18 protein-coding genes are annotated in these 18,885 nt (G+C 61.9%); 16 read left to right on the forward strand and 2 right to left on the reverse strand.

Annotated features, from left to right (window positions below):
- From ftsW to dnaE, 13 genes are all read left to right on the forward strand, one after another.
- Window positions 1-1,302, forward strand: a complete 1,302-nt coding sequence (gene ftsW / locus AC6CH8_RS19155) for a putative lipid II flippase FtsW (protein ID WP_498191915.1) — start codon at window positions 1-3, stop codon at window positions 1,300-1,302.
- A 6-nt stretch (window positions 1,303-1,308) separates the two neighbouring features.
- The gene (murG, locus tag AC6CH8_RS19160; RefSeq protein ID WP_498191916.1) at window positions 1,309-2,427 is read left to right on the forward strand and encodes an undecaprenyldiphospho-muramoylpentapeptide beta-N-acetylglucosaminyltransferase; all 1,119 of its coding nucleotides are present in this window, start codon (window positions 1,309-1,311) and stop codon (window positions 2,425-2,427) included.
- Window positions 2,424-3,794, forward strand: coding sequence for a UDP-N-acetylmuramate--L-alanine ligase (murC, locus tag AC6CH8_RS19165; protein ID WP_091466645.1), 1,371 nt, complete (start codon window positions 2,424-2,426; stop codon window positions 3,792-3,794). The genes murG and murC overlap by 4 nt, the downstream gene beginning before the upstream one ends.
- On the forward strand, window positions 3,787-4,728 hold the full coding sequence (locus tag AC6CH8_RS19170; protein WP_498191917.1) for a cell division protein FtsQ/DivIB: 942 nt from the start codon (window positions 3,787-3,789) through the stop codon (window positions 4,726-4,728). Before murC ends, AC6CH8_RS19170 begins: the two co-directional genes overlap by 8 nt.
- A gap of 217 nt (window positions 4,729-4,945) precedes the next feature.
- The gene (ftsZ, locus tag AC6CH8_RS19175) at window positions 4,946-6,166 is read left to right on the forward strand and encodes a cell division protein FtsZ (protein ID WP_011774419.1); all 1,221 of its coding nucleotides are present in this window, start codon (window positions 4,946-4,948) and stop codon (window positions 6,164-6,166) included.
- Window positions 6,167-6,191: 25 nt separating this feature from the next.
- The gene (locus AC6CH8_RS19180; RefSeq protein ID WP_498191918.1) at window positions 6,192-6,947 is read left to right on the forward strand and encodes a purine nucleoside phosphorylase YfiH/LACC1 family protein; all 756 of its coding nucleotides are present in this window, start codon (window positions 6,192-6,194) and stop codon (window positions 6,945-6,947) included.
- Complete coding sequence (locus AC6CH8_RS19185) at window positions 6,940-7,698, forward strand: YggS family pyridoxal phosphate-dependent enzyme (RefSeq protein ID WP_498191919.1); 759 nt, start codon at window positions 6,940-6,942, stop codon at window positions 7,696-7,698. Before AC6CH8_RS19180 ends, AC6CH8_RS19185 begins: the two co-directional genes overlap by 8 nt.
- Before the next feature lie 85 nt (window positions 7,699-7,783).
- Complete coding sequence (locus AC6CH8_RS19190; RefSeq protein ID WP_011774422.1) at window positions 7,784-8,320, forward strand: cell division protein SepF; 537 nt, start codon at window positions 7,784-7,786, stop codon at window positions 8,318-8,320.
- Between the two features lie 106 nt (window positions 8,321-8,426).
- A complete protein-coding gene (locus AC6CH8_RS19195) occupies window positions 8,427-8,714 on the forward strand; it encodes a YggT family protein (RefSeq protein ID WP_091466654.1) in 288 nt (95 codons plus the stop codon).
- Window positions 8,715-8,870: 156 nt separating this feature from the next.
- Window positions 8,871-9,569 (forward strand): DivIVA domain-containing protein, encoded by a 699-nt coding sequence (locus AC6CH8_RS19200; protein WP_091466657.1) that lies wholly within the window; start codon window positions 8,871-8,873, stop codon window positions 9,567-9,569.
- A 115-nt stretch (window positions 9,570-9,684) separates the two neighbouring features.
- Window positions 9,685-10,293, forward strand: coding sequence for a signal peptidase II (lspA, locus tag AC6CH8_RS19205; RefSeq protein WP_420180752.1), 609 nt, complete (start codon window positions 9,685-9,687; stop codon window positions 10,291-10,293).
- On the forward strand, window positions 10,286-11,212 hold the full coding sequence (locus AC6CH8_RS19210; protein ID WP_091466661.1) for an RluA family pseudouridine synthase: 927 nt from the start codon (window positions 10,286-10,288) through the stop codon (window positions 11,210-11,212). The genes lspA and AC6CH8_RS19210 overlap by 8 nt, the downstream gene beginning before the upstream one ends.
- 57 nt (window positions 11,213-11,269) lie before the next feature.
- A complete protein-coding gene (gene dnaE / locus AC6CH8_RS19215; RefSeq protein WP_420180754.1) occupies window positions 11,270-14,827 on the forward strand; it encodes a DNA polymerase III subunit alpha in 3,558 nt (1,185 codons plus the stop codon).
- A gap of 19 nt (window positions 14,828-14,846) precedes the next feature.
- On the opposite strand, the gene AC6CH8_RS19220 is transcribed toward dnaE, so the two are convergent.
- On the reverse strand, window positions 14,847-15,347 hold the full coding sequence (locus AC6CH8_RS19220; RefSeq protein WP_420180755.1) for a flavin reductase family protein: 501 nt from the start codon (window positions 15,345-15,347) through the stop codon (window positions 14,847-14,849).
- A gap of 114 nt (window positions 15,348-15,461) precedes the next feature.
- On the opposite strand from AC6CH8_RS19220, the gene AC6CH8_RS19225 reads away from it, so the two are divergent.
- The 3 genes from AC6CH8_RS19225 (at window position 15,462) to nrdR (ending at window position 18,038) form a co-directional block, all read left to right on the forward strand.
- Window positions 15,462-15,995 carry a hypothetical protein gene (locus tag AC6CH8_RS19225; protein WP_179017386.1) on the forward strand — a complete coding sequence of 178 codons (534 nt, stop codon included), beginning with the start codon at window positions 15,462-15,464 and terminating at the stop codon, window positions 15,993-15,995.
- Between the two features lie 4 nt (window positions 15,996-15,999).
- Window positions 16,000-17,364, forward strand: a complete 1,365-nt coding sequence (gene hisD, locus AC6CH8_RS19230) for a histidinol dehydrogenase (RefSeq protein WP_420180757.1) — start codon at window positions 16,000-16,002, stop codon at window positions 17,362-17,364.
- Between the two features lie 173 nt (window positions 17,365-17,537).
- Window positions 17,538-18,038: a transcriptional regulator NrdR gene (gene nrdR / locus AC6CH8_RS19235; RefSeq protein WP_091466668.1), complete on the forward strand. Its 501-nt coding sequence runs from the start codon at window positions 17,538-17,540 to the stop codon at window positions 18,036-18,038.
- Window positions 18,039-18,098: 60 nt separating this feature from the next.
- On the opposite strand, the gene AC6CH8_RS19240 is transcribed toward nrdR, so the two are convergent.
- On the reverse strand, window positions 18,099-18,878 hold the full coding sequence (locus AC6CH8_RS19240) for an SDR family oxidoreductase (RefSeq protein WP_498191920.1): 780 nt from the start codon (window positions 18,876-18,878) through the stop codon (window positions 18,099-18,101).
- Window positions 18,879-18,885 lie beyond the last annotated feature (7 nt).

An 18,885-nucleotide genomic window follows, 5' to 3' on the forward strand; every position in this document is an offset into this window, starting at 1 on the left:
ATGGTCAGCACGCCCACCCGCACCCGCGGCAACGAACCCCGGGACGGGAAGTCCAAGGCCGCGTCTGTTGACGACAGCCGGCCCAAGGGGCTCCGCGGACACGCGCGCAGCTTCTGGGAGAGCCTTGAAGGCAAGGGCAAAGCCCCCAACAGCTCCACGTATTACCTGATCCTCGGCTGTGCCCTCGCGTTGACGGCGATAGGCATCATGATGGTGCTGTCCGCGTCCAGCGTCGAAGCCATCTCCGAGGGCAAGTCGCCTTACGCCGATGCCCTTAAGCAGGCCGTCTTCGGCGTCGTTGGACTCATTGCGATGTATGTCATCTCACGGACCAACGTGAACTGGATGAAGAAATTGTCGTGGTGGGCGCTGGGGGCAGTCATTGTCCTGCTGGCCTTGGTGCAGGTCATGGGCAACACCGTTAACGGCAACAAGAACTGGATCGACATCGGCGGCGTCACCCTGCAGCCTTCCGAGATGGCCAAGCTGATCCTCTGCGTCTGGATCGCAGCTGTTCTCGCACGCAAGCAGAAGCTCCTCCACCGCTGGATGCACGTCATCATTCCAGTTGTTCCAGGCGCAGGCTTGGTGATTGCGTTGGTGATGTTGGGGAACGACCTCGGAACTGTCATCGTCATTGCGGCGATCACCGCTGCCGGGCTCTACTTCGCCGGGGTACCGGGCCGCATGCTGGCCATCGCCGGCGCAGTGGGTGCAGTCGGTGCCGTCCTGGGCACCATCAGCAGCTCCAACAGGATCTGCCGCATCACGTCGTGGTTGGGAACGGCGTCCCAGCAGTGCACCGAGCAGTTCGACTTCGATTTCCAATCCACCAACGGCATGTACGGCCTTGCGCAGGGGAGCTGGACCGGGTTGGGCCTTGGACAAAGCCGGCAGAAATACAACTGGTTGCCGGAAGCCCACAACGACTTCATTTTCGCCATTATTGGCGAGGAACTCGGCCTCGTGGGGACCATTGTGGTCCTGGTCCTGTTTGCGATTCTGGGTATTGCCATCTTCCGTGTTGTGGTCAGGCAGACCGATCCGTTCCAGCGCACCCTTGCGGGTGGAATCATGGTGTGGCTGCTCGGCCAGGCAAGCATGAACATGGCCGTAGTGACCCAACTCCTTCCCGTGGTGGGTGTGCCGCTTCCTTTCATCTCATACGGCGGCTCCGCGCTGATCATGTCCCTTTGTGGCGTGGGCGTAGTGTTGTCTTTGGCCCGCGGCCAACTGCCAGCGCAGCAGCGTTCAGGTTTCCTGCCGCGACTCATGTCCAAGACCGCACGAAAGCGTACCTAGCACTTCATGACTTTTGATTCCGCCAACGCATCCAAGCCCTTGTCCGTCGTCCTGGCCGGCGGCGGAACTGCCGGTCACGTCAGCCCGTTGCTGGCCATTGCCGATGCCATCAGGGACAAGCGTCCGGAGGCCGCCATCCTTGCTGTTGGCACGCCGTCGGGCATGGAAACCCGCCTCGTCCCCGCCGCCGGGTACGAACTTGCCACGATCGACCGGGTCCCGTTTCCGCGCAGGCCCTCAGCGGACCTCGTGAAGCTGCCCGCCCGTTTGAGCGGGGCGGTTCGGCAGGCCCGGCGCATCCTGGAGGAATCCCGCGCGGACGTTCTGGTGGGTGTGGGCGGGTACGTCTGCACACCGATGTACCTTGCTGCCAGGAAGCTCAGGATTCCCATCGTCATCCATGAGGCCAATATGAAGGCCGGCCTGGCCAACCGGGTCGGCGCCCGGTTCAGCAACCATGTTGCCGTGGCATTTGCCGGTACCCGGTTGAGGGGTGCACGCCACGTAGGCATGCCGATGCGCCGGGCCATCTCGCAACTTCACAGGACTGTTGCTGCTCCTGCCGCAAAGGCGGCGCTTGGATTGGATGGCCGCCGCCCTGCGCTGATCGTCACCGGCGGCTCGTCAGGGGCGTTAAGCATCAACCGTGCCATCACGGCCGCCCTTCCGGCGCTTGCGGCTGCCGGTGTGCAGACGCTCCACATCACAGGCGTCGGCAAAGCCGTCAAGAATGACGACGGCGGACTTCTCGCCGCCGACGGCTATCGGCAGGTTGAGTACGTAGACGGGATGGAGAACGTCTATGCCGCTGCGGATGTCCTTCTGGCCCGTGCCGGCGCCGGAACAGTCAGCGAAGTAGCGGCAGTGGGAGTTCCCGCAGTATTCGTGCCCTTGCCCATCGGCAACGGAGAGCAGGCACTCAATGCTGCTCCCTTGGTTGCCGCCGGCGGCGCCATGATGGTGGATGACAAGGACCTCAGTCCGGAATGGCTGCGAAGCGAATTGATTCCGCTTCTGACAGATAGCAGCAGGCTCAACGACATGGCCCGTAAATCCGAGGCCCTCGGTATCAGAAACGCCGATCAGCGCATGGCTGATCTTGTCTTGGAAGCGGTATCCGAATGACCACCACTATCGCCCGCCTAGAGTCCCTCGGACGCGTTCACTTCATCGGCATCGGGGGAGTGGGGATGTCCGCCGTCGCACGCATCATGGTGTCACGGGGTGTTCCGGTCAGTGGTACGGATGTCAAGGATTTGCCGGTCATGCGGGACCTTTCCCTGGCAGGTGCGCGCATCGCCGTGGGCTATGACGCCGGAAACCTGGGAGACGCCCAGACAATCGTGGCCGGCTCAGCCATCCGTGCGGATAATCCGGAGCTGGTGGCGGCGCGTGATGCCGGTCTGCCCGTGTTGCACCGGTCCGAAGCGCTGGCCGCCACCATGGCCGGCCACCGGGTGGTAACCGTGGCGGGTACCCACGGCAAATCCACTACCACCTCCATGGTTGCCGTCCTGCTCAAGGAAGCCGGTTTGGATCCCTCCTTCGCCATCGGCGCGAACGTGCCGGCACTTGGCGTTAACGCGGCACATGGGGCATCCGACATTTTTGTGGCAGAGGCCGACGAATCGGATGGTTCATTCCTCAACTACCGGCCCTTGATTGCCGTGGTCACCAACGTCGAGGCCGACCATTTGGACCACTATGGGACGCCGGAAGCCGTCTTCGCTTCCTTCGATGCCTTTGCGGCCCTGCTGCCTGCCGATGGCGTCCTACTGGCATGTGCCGACGACCCCGGTGCCCGTGCCTTGGCGGAGCGCACAGCGGCCCAGGGGACCACACGGGTGCTGACGTACGGCACATCCGACGACGCTAACGTCCGGCTTCACGATGACGGCCCGGGCAACGTGTCGGTGGCCTATAACGGTGACGTCAACAAACTCGAACTTCAGGTACCGGGGCGGCACAATGCCCTGAACGCGGCAGCTGCGTTCGCCGTCGCCGTCGAACTCGGTGTGGAACCGGGTGCTGCAGCGGCGGCACTGGGCCACTTCACGGGCGCGTCCCGGCGCTTTGAGCTCAAGGGCATTGGCAGGGGAGTGCGCGTGTATGACGACTACGCCCACCACCCCACTGAGGTCCGCGCAGCTTTGTCTGCAGCCCGTTCCGTGGCCGCCGGAAACAAAGTGCACGTCCTCTTCCAGCCGCATCTGTTTTCCCGCACCCGTGAGTTCTCCCAGGAGTTCGCGGCCGCCCTGGACCTGGCAGACACCGCCATGGTCCTGGACATCTATCCAGCCCGCGAGGACCCCATCCCTGGTGTGACAAGCACGCTGATCACCGAGCATCTGGTGAACGGACGGCTGGTTTCCGCGGATGAAGCCGTTGACGCCGTGGCAGCCGTTGCAAGCGAAGGCGATGTGGTCCTGACGGTGGGCGCGGGAGATGTCACTGCCTACGGGCCGTTGATTGTGGAGGCGTTGGGTGGCTAGCACCCGCAAGCCGACCTTCAAACCGGCTACGGCGCCTCGCCAAAGCAAGGCTGGCCGTCCCCGGGGTGAGTCCGCGGAGGTCATCAGTGCACAGCGTTCCGTTGAACCGGAAGCGAAGGCCCCGGAGAAGCAGGCAACCGCTGCCAAATCCGCAGGCGGTGGTTCCAAGGCCGCTGGCGGGCCCGCCAAAGACGGCAAGACCTTGCCGGCGGACAATGTCATTGCCTTTCCTGAGCCGAAGAAGCGCCGCCAGCGGCGACTCGTGCTCTGGACGCTTTCCATTGTGGCCGTTGTGGTCGGTGCTTTGATTGCAGGGGCAATATTTTCGCCCGTGCTCGCAGTCCGGACCATCACTGTGGATGGCACGACGTTGCTGACGCCGGACGCGGTGCAGAAAGCACTGTCCGGCCTCGAAGGAAAGCCCCTCCCGCAGCTCAGCGAGCAGGAAATCAACGAGCTCCTGAAACCGTTGGTCCAGGTCCGTTCGGCCACCATGGAAGCGCGGCCGCCGTCGGAGTTGCTGGTGCACGTGAACGAACGCGTCCCGGTGGCACTGCTGAAGCAGGGGGACTCCTACGTCATGGTGGACGTGGACGGTGTGCAGCTCGGTGCAACGAAGGACTTGTCGGCGGTTGCACTTCCGTTGATCGACGCTGGAGTTGGCACAACCAACACGGAGTTGTTCAAGGCTATTGCTGCCGTGCTGGACACCTTGCCCGCCGATATCCTGGCCAGGATGTCCACGGCCTCTGCAGCATCAGCCGATGCTGTTGAGCTGAAGCTGGTGGACGGAAAGACGGTAGTGTGGGGCAATGCCGAGGACAGGGAACTGAAGTCGAAGGCACTTGAAGCGCTCCTGCGGATGCCGGCGGACCCCAAGGTTCCCGTCAGTATCTACGACGTCAGTGTTCCCCGGCATCCATTCACAAAATAAGCAGCAAATGAGAACGTAACCTGCGGCCGGCGGTGGCCTTATTTCGCGACAATCACACGACACGCGCAAGCGGAGATTGCATGTGGCAACCAGAGGAAATACCGTCGCAGTAGAGTTACTTGACATAACTATAACCTTCAACTAGAGGGTTAAGGTCCAAGGATTCAAGTTGGACTCGATCAGTTTCGCTATAGGACACAAGCAAGGGGCACGAAACGTGGCAGCACCGCAGAATTACTTGGCCGTCATCAAGGTCGTCGGCATCGGCGGCGGTGGCGTGAACGCAGTCAACCGCATGATCGAGGTCGGCCTTCGGGGCGTGGAGTTCATCGCCATCAACACCGACGCGCAGGCGCTGCTCATGAGCGACGCCGACGTCAAGCTCGACGTCGGACGTGAACTCACCCGCGGCCTCGGTGCCGGGGCAAACCCGGAGGTCGGCAAGCAGGCAGCAGAAGACCACGCCGACGAGATCGAAGAAGTTCTCCGTGGTGCTGACATGGTCTTCGTTACTGCAGGCGAGGGGGGTGGCACCGGAACCGGTGGCGCACCCGTGGTCGCGCGCATCGCCCGCTCCCTCGGTGCGCTGACCATTGGCGTCGTAACCCGTCCGTTCACCTTCGAAGGCCGACGCCGCGCAGGCTCTGCCGAGGCCGGCATTGACGCCCTCCGCGACGAAGTCGACACCCTGATCGTCATCCCCAACGATCGCCTCCTGTCCATCAGTGATCGCAACGTCTCCGTCCTGGACGCCTTCCGCTCCGCGGACCAGGTGCTCCTTTCCGGTGTCCAGGGCATCACGGACCTCATTACCACCCCGGGCTTGATCAACCTTGACTTCGCTGACGTCAAATCCGTCATGCAGGGCGCAGGATCGGCCCTCATGGGCATCGGTTCCGCCCGTGGCGAAGACCGCGCTGTCAAGGCTGCCGAGCTGGCCATCGCCTCCCCGCTCCTGGAAGCATCCATCGACGGTGCCCACGGTGTCCTTCTTTCCATCCAGGGCGGCTCCGATCTTGGGCTGTTCGAGATCAACGAGGCTGCCCGCCTTGTGCAGGAAGTGGCCCACCCCGAGGCAAACATCATCTTCGGTGCCGTCATTGACGACGCCCTGGGTGACGAAGCACGCGTGACTGTCATTGCTGCAGGCTTCGACGACGTCAAGGCAACTTCGCCGTCCATGGACCAGTCACGTCCGGCCCAGAACCCTGTGCCCTCGGACCGCCCGGCTGCTCCGAGCAGCGCGCCTTCCAGCGCTGCCGCACCGCAGCACGCTACGGCTGGCATCGGCGCAGCAGGGTTGAGCAACTGGGGCCAGCAGCGTCCCTCCGCCCTGCCCGCGGACTCCGGCTTCGACGTCGACCTTCCGGCTGTGGTTGAACCCGATCTTTCGGGCAGCCGCTCCGACGACCTCGACGTTCCCGACTTCCTGAAGTAAGCCACGTTCGGAGAGTCAGTACCAGGTGTTTTGGTGGCGAGATGAAGTACGGCCCGGCGTTTCTGTAGCCTTCACGGATGCAGGCGCCGGGAACCTGGCTCTCCATGTGGGGGACGATCCCTCGGACGTGATGGCCCGTCGTCTCCGGTTGGAACAGGCTATTGGCCTGAGCGCCAATGGTCCCGTTGCAGGGCAGTTCCAATATATGGATCAGGTCCACGGCAACCACGTTGAGTTCATTGCAGGACACGGTCCGGGACCCACTGCTGACGCTATGGTCTCCGCCGCCGGGGGATCGTCCAGCAAGCAAGCGTCCACAACATTCCCGCGTCCACCACAGCCTCTGGCTGTCATGGTGGCTGATTGCGTCCCGGTTGTGCTCGTTGGGAGTGACGCCGACGACAACCCCGTCTTAGCTGCTGCCCACGCCGGGCGTCCCGGTGTCGCTTCTGCCGTTGTACCTGCCACCGTCGAAGAAATGCGCCTCCGGGGAGCCGCCAGCATCAGCGCATGGCTCGGTCCGTCCATCTGCGGATCCTGTTATGAGGTCCCGGAACAGCTGCGGGCCGACGTCGCAGCAAAAGTTCCCGAAACATGGTCTTCCACCTCGTGGGGAACGCCGGCCTTGGACCTGCCGGCGGGTGTCCGGGCCCAGTTGACTGCACTCCACATCACCGTGGAGTATTCCGGAGGATGCACCCTCGAAAACGACTCCCTATTTTCCTACCGGCGGGACTCCCGAACCGGTCGATTCGCAGGTTTGGTGTGGACTCATGACTAGCGTTGGATATGACAATGAACAAGGGCAGGATTCGGGCGGCGACGCCCGGACCGCTGAGCTTGCTCATCGGCTCGGCCTCGTCCGCCAACGAATGGAATCTGCCGTCCACGTTGCCGGGCGGACTGATTCACCGCGGCTGATTGTGGTCACCAAGTTCCATCCCGCGGCCGACGTCCGTCGCTTGGTCGCCCTCGGCGTTACGGACGTCGGCGAAAACCGCGACCAAGAAGCTGCCGCCAAGAGTGCTGAGCTCACACATGTTGACGTCAAGTGGCACTTCATTGGCCAGCTTCAGAGCAATAAGGCGAAGTCCGTGGCCAAGTATGCCTCGTCGGTCCAGTCCATCGACCGCGTGGCGGTTGTTGACGCTTTGGCCAAGGCCATCGCCCGTGAAAAGGATGCCACGGGGCGGAGCGACCTCGATTGCTTCATCCAGGTCAGCTTGGACGACGATGCCGGCGCTCACCGCGGCGGTGCCAACCCTTCCGGCGTCGAGGTCCTCGCAGGAAAAATAGAATCAGCTGAAGGGCTGCGGCTGGCCGGGCTGATGGCAGTGGCGCCGCTGGGGGCTGATCCGAACGCCGCGTTTGAGAAGCTCGCCGGGATTTCCCAGGCGCTCTGCGCTGTTCATCCCGCCGCAACAGGTATTTCTGCGGGGATGAGCCAGGACCTGGAAGCAGCGGTGAAGTTCGGGGCGACACACCTGAGAATTGGCTCCGATATTCTCGGTTCCCGTCCGGCCGTGGGGTAGCGTCAAAGTATTGGAATGACGGGCCGGGGTTCCAATATGTCAAGTCATGGCGGCCCGCCTACTGCAGAAATGATAGGAGTGCACCATGGCTGGCGCTCTGCGCAAGACAATGATCTATCTTGGGCTCGCCGACGGCGATGAACACTACGAATCTGAGCAGTCCGTCGCCACGCACCACGATGAAGAACGCCCCCAGGCACAGGAACGGGAAGAGCGCCGTGCGCCTGCTCCCGTCCGGGAAGTTGTCCGTGAAATGCCCACTGTTGATGCCGAAGAGGAATACCGCGCACCCGTGACACCCATCAAGCGTGCGGCGTCCAGCCGCGAAGATGCCTCGGGCCTGAGGCAGATCACCACCGTTCACCCGCGTTCATACAACGATGCCAAGGTCATCGGTGAGAGTTTCAGGGATGGCATTCCTGTGATCATGAATGTCACTGACATGGGCGAAGCCGACGCCAAGCGACTCGTGGACTTCTCTGCCGGCCTTGTTTTTGGCCTGCACGGCAGCATCGAGAGGGTGACCAACAAAGTCTTCCTGTTGTCGCCGTCGTACGTTGAGGTCATCGGAGATGACAAGAAGGCAAGCGAAACGCAGGCCAGTTTCTTCAACCAGAGCTGATAACAGTTTTTTGCAGATGCCAGGCGGGTCACCCCGCCTGGCATCTGTGTTGCAATAGTAGGGACCGATCCGCATTCCGGAACAAGTGGGAGATCTGAGCTAACTCGTGGGCATTGTTTTCGGCCTTATCTATATTGTGTTGTTGCTGTTCTTCATTGCCCTGATCATCCGACTCATCTTCGAATGGGTCCAGATGTTCGCCCGTCAGTGGCGGCCAAGGGGTGTGGCGTTGGTTACAGCCCATGTGGTGTACTCCGTAACGGATCCTCCGCTTGGCAGGCTCCGAAAACTCATACCACCCCTTCAACTGGGCGGAATATCGCTGGATTTGGGCTTCCTGATCCTGATTATTGCCGTCAGCATTGCCATGGCAGTGACCAGCAGCCTGGCGTAGCTGCTTCGCGGAACCCGGGCCACCGATGGTCCATAGGCCGCAAATTCTCCAAATCAACACGATGGTGTTGAATTAGAGGAACAAGATGATATTTAGGTACCGTAGTTTTGAACGGCCGGAAGGCCTACTGACTAACTAGACCAACGAGGTGACCAGATGGCTTTGACGCCAGAAGACGTTGTCAACAAGCGCTTTCAGCCGACCAAGTTCCGCGAAGGCTACGACCAGGATGAGGTCGATGACTTCCTCGACGAGATCGTGGTGGAACTTCGCCGCTTGAACCAGGAGAACGACGAACTTCGCAAGAAGCTCGGCGAGGCCGGATCGGCTGTTCCCGCTGCAACTGCTGCAGCCCCGGTCGTCGAGAAGGTTCCGGCCCCGGTCAAGGTCGACAAGGAAGCAGAGGCGAAGGCGGAAGCCGAAGCCAAGGCTGCCGAAGCTGCCAAGAAGAAGGAAGCCGAGCAAGCTGCTGCCGCTGCCGCAGCTCCGAAGGCACCCGCTGCCGGCAACGGCGTCACCTCTTCCGCTGAGTCTGCTGCAGGCCTGCTTGCCATGGCACAGCAGATGCACGACAAGCACGTTTCAGACGGTGCGCAGCAGAAGGAAAAGATCATTGCCGAGGCTCAGATCGAGGCTTCCAGCCTCGTCAACGACGCCCAGGAGAAGTCCCGCAAGATCCTTGGTGCCCTCGAGCAGCAGCGCTCCGTTCTTGAGCGCAAGGTTGAGCAGCTCCGCGGCTTCGAGCGCGACTACCGTTCACGCCTGAAGGCTTACATCGAGGGTCAGCTCCGCGACCTCGACGCCCGTGGTTCCGTTGCTGCCCCTGAGGTTGGCGAAGCAACCGCAGACGTTTAGCAAGTATTCTGAAAGCCGGTGGCTGAGGACTCCTCGGCCACCGGCTTTCGCTGTTAAAGACTGACAGCGGCCAAAAGCTGACAGCAGCCCGCCACGCTTCCCGAATGAAAGCACTATGACCGACGACTTCACCGCTGACGCCGCACAACCGGCGCCTGCTGAGCGCCGTAAGTGGCGTCCTGCCATGCTCTGGCTCTTTGCCGGCTTCGCCGTGTTCGCCTACGTTTTTGATCAGCTCACCAAGCTCTGGGTGACCAGCACCATGACAGAGGGTGAGCGCATTCCTGTGCTGCCTCCGTTGCTGCACTGGTACTACATCCGTAATTCCGGGGCGGCGTTTTCCATCGGCGAGAACGTGACATGGATCTTCACGATCGTCATGGCAGCTGTTTCCGTGGCGATCCTCTTCCAATTGCGAAAGTTGGGTTCTGCTTGGTGGGCGCTTTCCTTGGGGCTGTTGCTGGGAGGGGCTCTCGGCAACTTAACCGACCGTTTGTTCCGTGAGCCATCCTTCGCCATGGGGCATGTGGTGGACTTTATCCAATTGCCGAACTTCGCCATCTTCAACATCGCCGACTCGGCGGTGGTGTCGGGCGTCGTTATTATTTGCCTCCTGACGCTGCGGGGCGTCGGCATGGATGGAACGCGGCATGTAGCAGTACCCAAGCCCGCCAAAGATGCGAAGCCTGCGGGCGGCACTACCGGGGAGCCTGCTGGTGAGTGAATCTGTGGTGGTCCCCGAAGAGCTGGCCGGCGTTCGCGTTGACGCAGGCCTGGCGCAGCTTCTGGACATTTCGCGCTCCGCGGCTGCGCTGCTGATTTCCGAGGGAAACGTCACAAGCGGCGGAGTGGCAATGGGTAAGTCGGCAAAGCTCGTTGCCGGCGCGTTGATTGATGTCACGGTTCCCGAGCGTCCGGATCCCTTGGAAGTCGTGGAGGAAGTTGTGGAAGGCCTGAAGATCCTGCTGGACGACGAGGAATTCGTTGTCATCGACAAGCCTGTGGGGGTTGCTGCCCATCCCTCGCCCGGCTGGGTGGGCCCTACTGTAGTGGGGGGTCTCGCCGGTGCCGGATACCGGATTTCAACCTCAGGGGCGCCTGAGCGGGCGGGAATCGTTCACAGGCTCGACGTCGGTACGTCCGGCGTGATGGTCGTGGCCAAGACCGAGCACGCCTACACGGTCCTGAAGCGGGCGTTCAAGGAACGTACCGTGGAGAAGGTTTATCACGCAGTCGTTCAGGGACTGCCTGATCCGCTGGAGGGCACTATTGACGCGCCGATCGGTCGTCACCCCGGCCATGACTGGCGGTTCGCCGTCATTGAGGACGGCCGGCCGTCAGTGACCCATTACGAGGTCCTGGAAGCTTTTGGCAAAGCGACCTTGGTGGAAGTCCATTTGGAGACCGGCCGGACGCATCAGATCCGAGTCCACTTCTCGGCGCTTCGGCATCCGTGTGCCGGAGATCTCACCTATGGGGCAGACCCTCGTCTCGCTGCGAACCTCGGCCTCACCCGGCAATGGTTGCACGCCCGCCAGCTGGGCTTCACCCACCCCCGCACAGGCGATTGGGTTGAAGTCAGCAGCGACTACCCGGCGGACCTTCAGTACGCCCTGGATTTGCTCGCGACAGGCTCCGCATAGACAGAATTCACTGCCCGGGTCCGACTTCTGTCGGACCCGGGACGGTAGACTGTCGTGGTGACTTCCAGCAATGATTCGTTCGTCCATCTGCACACCCACACCGAATACTCCATGCTGGATGGAGCTGCCCGGCTCGGTGAGTTGTTCGATGAAACCGAACGCCTGGGGATGCCCGCCCTGGCCACCACGGACCATGGATATTTGTTCGGAGCTTTCGACTTTTGGCGCAAGGCCACGGACAAGGGCATCAAACCGATCATCGGTGTCGAAGCCTACGTAACCCCTGGTACCGCCCGCGGGGACAAGGAGCGCGTGCGCTGGGGCGATGAAAGCCAGCGCAAGGACGACGTCTCGGGTGGTGGCTCGTATACCCATATGACCCTCCTGAGTTACAACAACGTGGGCATGAGGAACCTGTTCAGGGCTTCATCCATCGCCTCCTTGGACTCCGTCTTTGGTAAATGGCCGCGGTTGGACCGGGAACTACTCAACACCTACTCCGAAGGCTTGATCGCCACCACAGGTTGCCCTTCCGGGGAAGTCCAGACCAAGTTGCGGCTCGGTCTTTACCGTGAGGCTGTGGAAGCCGCAGCTGAATTCCGCGATATTTTTGGCGCGGAGAACTACTTCTGCGAACTGATGGATCACGGGCTGGACATTGAACGGCGCGTCACGGGCGATCTTCTGCGCCTTGCCAAGGAGCTCAACCTCCCGCTGGTGGCCACCAATGACCTCCATTACACGCATGAACATGATGCCAAGGCCCACGAGGCCTTGTTGGCCATCCAATCCGGTTCCACGCTCCTGGAGCCGACGTATGACAACGGCGGTTCGCGCTTCGCGTTCTCCGGCAGCGGCTACTACCTGAAGTCGCCGCAGGAGATGCGGGAGCTGTTCCGGGATCACCCTGAAGCTTGCGACAACACGCTGCTCATCGCCGAGCGCTGCGAAGTTTCTTTCAACACCGGCGCCAACTACATGCCGCGCTTCCCTTGCCCTCCCGGGGAAGACGAGACCTCCTGGCTGGTCAAGGAAGTGGATACCGGCCTGAAGTACCGCTACCCCCAAGGCATTCCTGACAAGGTCCGGAAGCAGGCGGACTACGAGCTGGGCGTCATCACGTCCATGGGATTCCCGGGGTACTTCCTGGTGGTTGCCGACTTCATCAACTGGGCCAAGAACAACGGCATCCGTGTAGGTCCCGGCCGCGGATCCGGTGCAGGCTCCATGGTGGCGTACGCCATGCGCATCACCGACCTCGACCCCCTGCAGCACGGCCTGATCTTTGAACGCTTCCTTAACCCGGACCGCGTTTCCATGCCCGACTTCGACGTCGATTTCGATGATCGCCGCCGCTCCGAGGTGATTGACTACGTCACCAAGAAGTACGGCGACGAGCGTGTGGCCATGATCGTCACGTACGGCACCATCAAGACCAAGCAGGCGCTCAAGGACTCCTCGCGCGTGCTGGGCTACCCGTTCAGCATGGGTGAGACGCTGACCAAGGCACTTCCTCCTGCCGTTATGGCCAAGGACATTCCCTTGGCGGACATTCAGAACCCGGAATCCAAGCGTTACAGCGAAGCCGGGGATTTCCGCCAGCTGATCGCCACGGATCCGGAGGCCGCCAAGGTCTTCGAGACTGCCCTGGGCATCGAGGGACTGAAACGCCAGTGGGGTGTTCACGCGGCCGGCGTCATCATGTCCTCGGACCCCATCATCGATGTCATTCCCATCATGCGCCGTTTCCAGGACGGCCAGGTCATCACCCAGTTCGATTACCCGACGTCCGAAGGCCTCGGCCTGATCAAGATGGACTTCCTGGGTCTCCGAAACCTGACGATCATTTCGGATGCCCTGGAAAACATCAAGATGAACCGCGGCGTCGACCTGGATCTGGAGAACCTGGAACTCGACGACGCCGCGTCCTACGAGCTCCTGGCGCGCGGTGACACCTTGGGCGTGTTCCAGCTCGACGGCGGTCCCATGCGGTCCCTGCTCAAGCTCATGAAGCCTGACAACTTCGAAGACATCTCCGCTGTTCTTGCCCTGTACCGGCCTGGACCCATGGGCGCCAACGCCCACACCGACTACGCCCTGCGCAAAAACGGGATCCAGGAAGTCATTCCCATCCACCCGGAGCTGGAAGAACCGCTGAAGGAAATCCTGGGCGGCACCTTTGGCCTGATCGTGTATCAGGAGCAGGTCATGGCCGTGGCCCAGAAGCTGGCCGGCTACTCGCTTGGACAGGCCGACATCCTTCGCCGCGCCATGGGTAAGAAGAAGAAGTCCGAGCTGGACAAGCAGTTCGCCGGCTTCTCCCAAGGCATGCAGGACAACGGCTACTCCATGGCCGCCGTCAAGACGCTGTGGGACATTCTGCTCCCGTTCTCCGACTACGCCTTCAACAAGGCCCACTCGGCAGCATATGGCGTTATCTCGTACTGGACGGCCTACTTGAAGGCGCACTACGCGCCGGAGTACATGGCTGCCTTGCTGACGTCCGTGGGTGATGACAAGGACAAATCCGCCATCTACCTCAACGAGTGCCGTCGAATGGGCATTACTGTCCTCCCGCCGGACGTCAACGAATCCTCGTTGAACTTCACCCCGGTGGGAACGGACATCCGCTTCGGCATGGGCGCCATCCGCAATGTCGGCGTCAATGTGGTGGATGCAATGGTGGCTGCGCGCACTTCCGAGGGCAAGTACACGTCCTTCAAGGATTTCCTCCTCAAGGTGCCCGCCGTAGTGTGCAACAAGCGCACCATCGAATCGCTGATCAAAGCCGGAGCGTTCGATTCACTCGGTCACCATCGGCGTGCTTTGGCGATGATCCACGAAGAAGCCATCGACTCTGTGATCACGCTCAAGCGCAACGAGGCAATTGGCCAGTTCGATCTCTTCGCGGGCTTTGAAGACCAAGAGCCCGAGGCGTCGCTGACCACCGAAATCCCGGATCTGCCCGAGTGGGAGAAGAAGGACAAGCTGTCCTTCGAACGGGACATGTTGGGCCTTTACGTTTCAGACCATCCCTTGCAGGGGCTGGAGGGCGTCCTCAGCCAGCACGCTGAACAGTCCATTACGTCGATCATCGCCGAGGACGGACCGCACGACGGCGCGATAGTCACCATTGCGGGCATGATCACCTCGCTGAGCCGCAGGATTGCCAAGGCCAGCGGAAACGCCTATGCCCGAGCAGAAATCGAAGACCTGGGCGCTTCCATGGAGGTCATGTTCTTCGGCCAGGTTTACGGTCCCATCGCCTCGGTCCTGGCTGAGGACTTGATCGTTGTGGTCAAGGGCCGTCTGCAGCGCCGCGATGACGGAGCGGTCACTTTGAACTGCATGGAGCTATCCGTCCCGGACCTCAGTGAAAGCGTGAACGGTCCCGTGGTGATCACCATTCCAACGTTCAAGGCCACCGAGGCAGTAGTGACTGACCTGCGTGACGTGCTGCGAACCCACCGCGGAAATTCGGAAGTCCGGCTCAAGCTGATGGGAGACACGAAGGTGGAGGTCATGGGCTTGCCCGTCCATATGCGGGTCAACCCCAGTCCTTCGCTTTTTGGTGACTTGAAGGTCCTGCTGGGTCCTGCCTGCCTGGATAACTAGCAGGCTCGCGGCCGCTCGGTCAGATTTCGTAGTCGAGCGGCGCGGGCTTGCTGTAACCGCCGCTGTGGTACAGCAGGGGAGTGCCGTCCTCGCCCACCTGGCCGTCTATGACCTCGACTACCACCACAGCGTTGTTCTCGAAAGACAGGCGCATCTGGATTCTGCCCACGAGCCAACCGCTGACATCCTTGAGAATAGGCACGTCATGGGGGCCCGGCTCCCAATGGTCGCCGTCGAACCGGTCGCGTGTCCGTGCGAAGCGATTGGCGAGGGCTTGGTTTTCCAGCCCCAGCATGTGGACTCCGATGTACTCCGCGTTGGCCACGGCAGGCCAGGAACTGGAACTCCTGGCCATGTTGAAGGTGAAGCGGGGCGGCTCGGCGGATAGCGAGGCCACAGACGTGGCGGTGAAGCCGAAGGGGCTTCCGTTGAGGTTCGCCGTGATGATGGCTACTCCAGCGGCATGCCGACGGAACATCTCCCTGAAAGTCTCCTCGAAGCCGGATGGTTCGCTGGGCACGTCGGTTTTCTCCTGAATTGGGGCCTTGCATGTCTTCTTCTTCAGGGTATTCCTCCGGGACTGCGAGCCCCACATTTTGTCGGGTCGGCGTGAACCTTTGTTAATGTGAGGTGCATGACCGATTCCACCGTGCACGTCCCTGCCGTCGCAGAACAGATCTCTGCCTCCAAACCCCGGCGCTCGAAGGACGTCCTGTGGTTGGTCCTTCCGGCGGCTTTGGGTGTGGTTGCCGGATTCATCTGGTGGCTTCTTGCTCCGGGTGGACTGAACCTGGTCTCGGGTAATCCGGATCTGGCGAATGCGGCCAACCCTGATTCCTGGCTTCCGCGGGACTTGGTCCTCGCAGCCCTGATGCTGCTGGCAGGGTGCCTCACCGGCGTGATGCTGGACGGAAAGTTAAACGGAGATGGTGCCGCGCGGCGCTTGGCCTTTGCTCTCCTTGGGGGTGCTTTGGGTGCGGTCTTCGCGTGGCTGATTGGGCTGCTTGCCGCCCAGTTGCTGGGGCCCGCCCCGGATCCTGCCCTTGGCCCCGGGTTTGGCTTCACGCTGCGCTCCTACGCTGTACTGGTTCTGTGGCCTGCTGCCATCGCTTTTATCACGTTTGTCCTGGCGCTGTTCGGGGTTCTGTCGAAGAAACCCGTAAAATAGCCGGGTGACCACTTCCTCGGATACTTCCGCCCTCTCCACTGACGCCCTAAATTTTCGGAGCATCGATTTCCGGGGCCGCCGCCTTTCCTTGGCGGAGCTGCGCGCAGCTGTGCCAAGGGCGCAGCATCAGACGATGGCGGAGGCCGAACAGAAGGTCCTGGACATCATTTCCGACGTCCGTAGCCGCGGCTTTGCCGCCTTGGCCGAACTGGCCAGGAAATTCGACGGCGTGGAGCAGTCACACCCCAGAGTCCCGGCAGAGGCACTCACCCAGGCGCTGACCGAACTCGACCCAAAGGTCCGCTCGGCCTTGGAGGAGTCCATCAACCGCGCCAGGCAATTTGCTGACCAGCAGCGCCCTGCCAATGTGGATGTACAACTTGGCGACGGTGCCGTTGTCAGCCAAAACTGGATTCCTGTGGGACGCGTTGGGCTCTACGTTCCCGGTGGACTCGCTCCGCTGGCATCTTCAGTCATCATGAACGTGGTCCCCGCGGTTGCCGCCGGCGTGGAGTCCATTGCGCTTGCCTCCCCGCCGCAGAAAGACTTTGGCGGCCTCCCGCACCCCACCATCCTGGCCGCGGCGAAGCTCCTGGGCATTGACGAGGTGTACGCCATCGGCGGCGCACAGGCCATTGTTTCGTTTGCTTACGGCATCCCTGGTACAGATGATGAACTGTCTATTGAGCCTGTTGACGTTGTCACGGGCCCGGGCAACATTTTCGTGGCCACAGCCAAGCGCCTCGTCAAGGGTGTGGTGGGCATCGATTCCGAGGCCGGAACCACGGAGATCGCCATCCTTGCCGACGCCACCGCGCAGGCCCCGTTGGTGGCCGCCGACCTCATAAGCCAGGCGGAGCATGATCCCAAAGCAGCCTCCGTCCTGGTGACTGACTCCGCTGAACTGGCTGACGCCGTCGTGCTTGAACTGGCGCGGCAGGCCGCTGGAACAAAGCACCGTGCGCGCGTTCTTGAGGCGCTGTCCGGACCACAGTCCGGTGTGGTGCTGGTGGATGATCTTGAGCAGGGGATCGCGGTCTGCAACGCATACGCCGCTGAACACCTGGAAATCATGACGGCCAACGCGGCCACGGTTGCAGCGCGGATTCGTAACGCGGGAGCGATCTTCGTGGGCGACTTCAGCCCGGTCAGCCTGGGGGACTACTGCGCAGGTTCCAACCACGTGCTGCCTACCAGCGGAACGGCCGCTTTCTCGTCCGGTCTCAACGTCACCACGTTCCTCCGCGCGGTCCAGGTCATCAACTATGACCGCGCCGCCTTGGAGCAAGTCAGTGGACACATTGTGAGCCTGTCGGGTGCAGAGGACCTTCCGGGCCACGGAGATGCTGTTCGAATTCGCTTCGCGTAGGGCCTCAACCACTACATATAAGGGTGCCTACCACTACATGTAGTAATTACACGCTTGTCATTAGGGTGTAAACGAACGTAAACTGGTGCCGGAAGTGAATCTTCCGGCACCTTTGCGTATCCGGCGTCCTGCCGCATGCGATTCCGTGCCGGAGCCGTCAGGGGAGGCCCAGCGTGTATTGTCCGTTCTGCCGGAATCCCGACTCCCGCGTCGTCGACAGCCGAATGGCTGACGACGGTTCGTCCATCCGCCGCCGACGCCAGTGCCCGGAATGCGGACGTCGCTTCACCACCGTGGAAACCACCAGCTTGTCCGTGATCAAGAGGTCCGGCGTCGGCGAACCATTCAGCCGCATCAAGGTCATCAGTGGAGTCCGCAAGGCATGCCAGGGACGTCCGGTCACGGAGGACGATCTTGCAATGCTCGCCCAGGAAGTCGAGGAGAATATTCGTTCCTCGGGCGCAGCAGAGATCGATGCCCATGAGGTGGGCCTGGCCATTCTGGGCCCGCTCCGGAAGCTTGATGAAGTGGCATACCTTCGTTTTGCCAGCGTGTATCAGGCGTTTGAGTCCCTGGAGGACTTCGAATCAGCCATCTCGCTGCTACGCCATGAGGCAGAAGCGGCCAAGGCAGGCGCCAAGCAAGTCAAGGGTTCGGAAAAGAGCCAACTATAGCTCCGGTGGCGGCGGCGGAGGGGAAGCCGCAGCCGCCACCGGCATCAATCCTGACCGGGATCAGCGCCCGCCGGACACAGGGAGCACGGCTCCAGTAATGTACCCGGCCTCGTCCGACATCAGCCACATCACCGCCGCAGCCACCTCCTCCGGCTCCGCGCTGCGGCCCATCGGGATGGTTGGGTTCAGCCGCTCCACGCGGTCCGGCATTCCAGCCGCTGCGTGGAGGCCGGTATTGGTGCTGCCCGGGGCAACGGCGTTGACACGGATGCCCTGCTTGGCCACTTCGGCGGCAAGGCCCACCGTCAAAACATCCGCTGCCCCCTTGGTGGCCGCGTAGTGGACCCAGGTTCCGGGCGAGCCCGCCTTGGTGGCTGTGGAGGAGACGTTGATGATGGAGCCGCCGCTGCCGCCGTTGTCCGTCGAAAGTCGCCGAACTGCTTCCTGGCACATGAAAATCATTCCGGCCACGTTGACATCAACAACCCGTTGGACCGTTTCCGCCGGTACTTCCGTGAGGGCGCCGATCAGGTTTCCCGTGATGGCGGCGTTGTTGATTACGGCGGTCACAGGACCCCAACCGGTGGCTTCGTCGAACAGACGTCCGACGTCGGCCGGTTGGCTGACATCCGCCTGCACGGCGCGCGCCTTGCCGCCTTGGGCCAGGATGTCGTTGACCACAGTCCGTGCACCTTCAGCGTCTGCGGAGTAATTGACCACCACGTGATACCGGGCAGCCGCCGCGGCGAGTGCTACGGCGGCTCCGATCCCCCGACTGGCGCCAGTGACGATCGCGACTCCGCGTTCACCATGCTGGTCGGCGGTTTCGGCCTCTGTCATGCCGCGG

The sequence above is a fragment of the Paenarthrobacter sp. GQ52 genome (assembly GCF_059759005.1).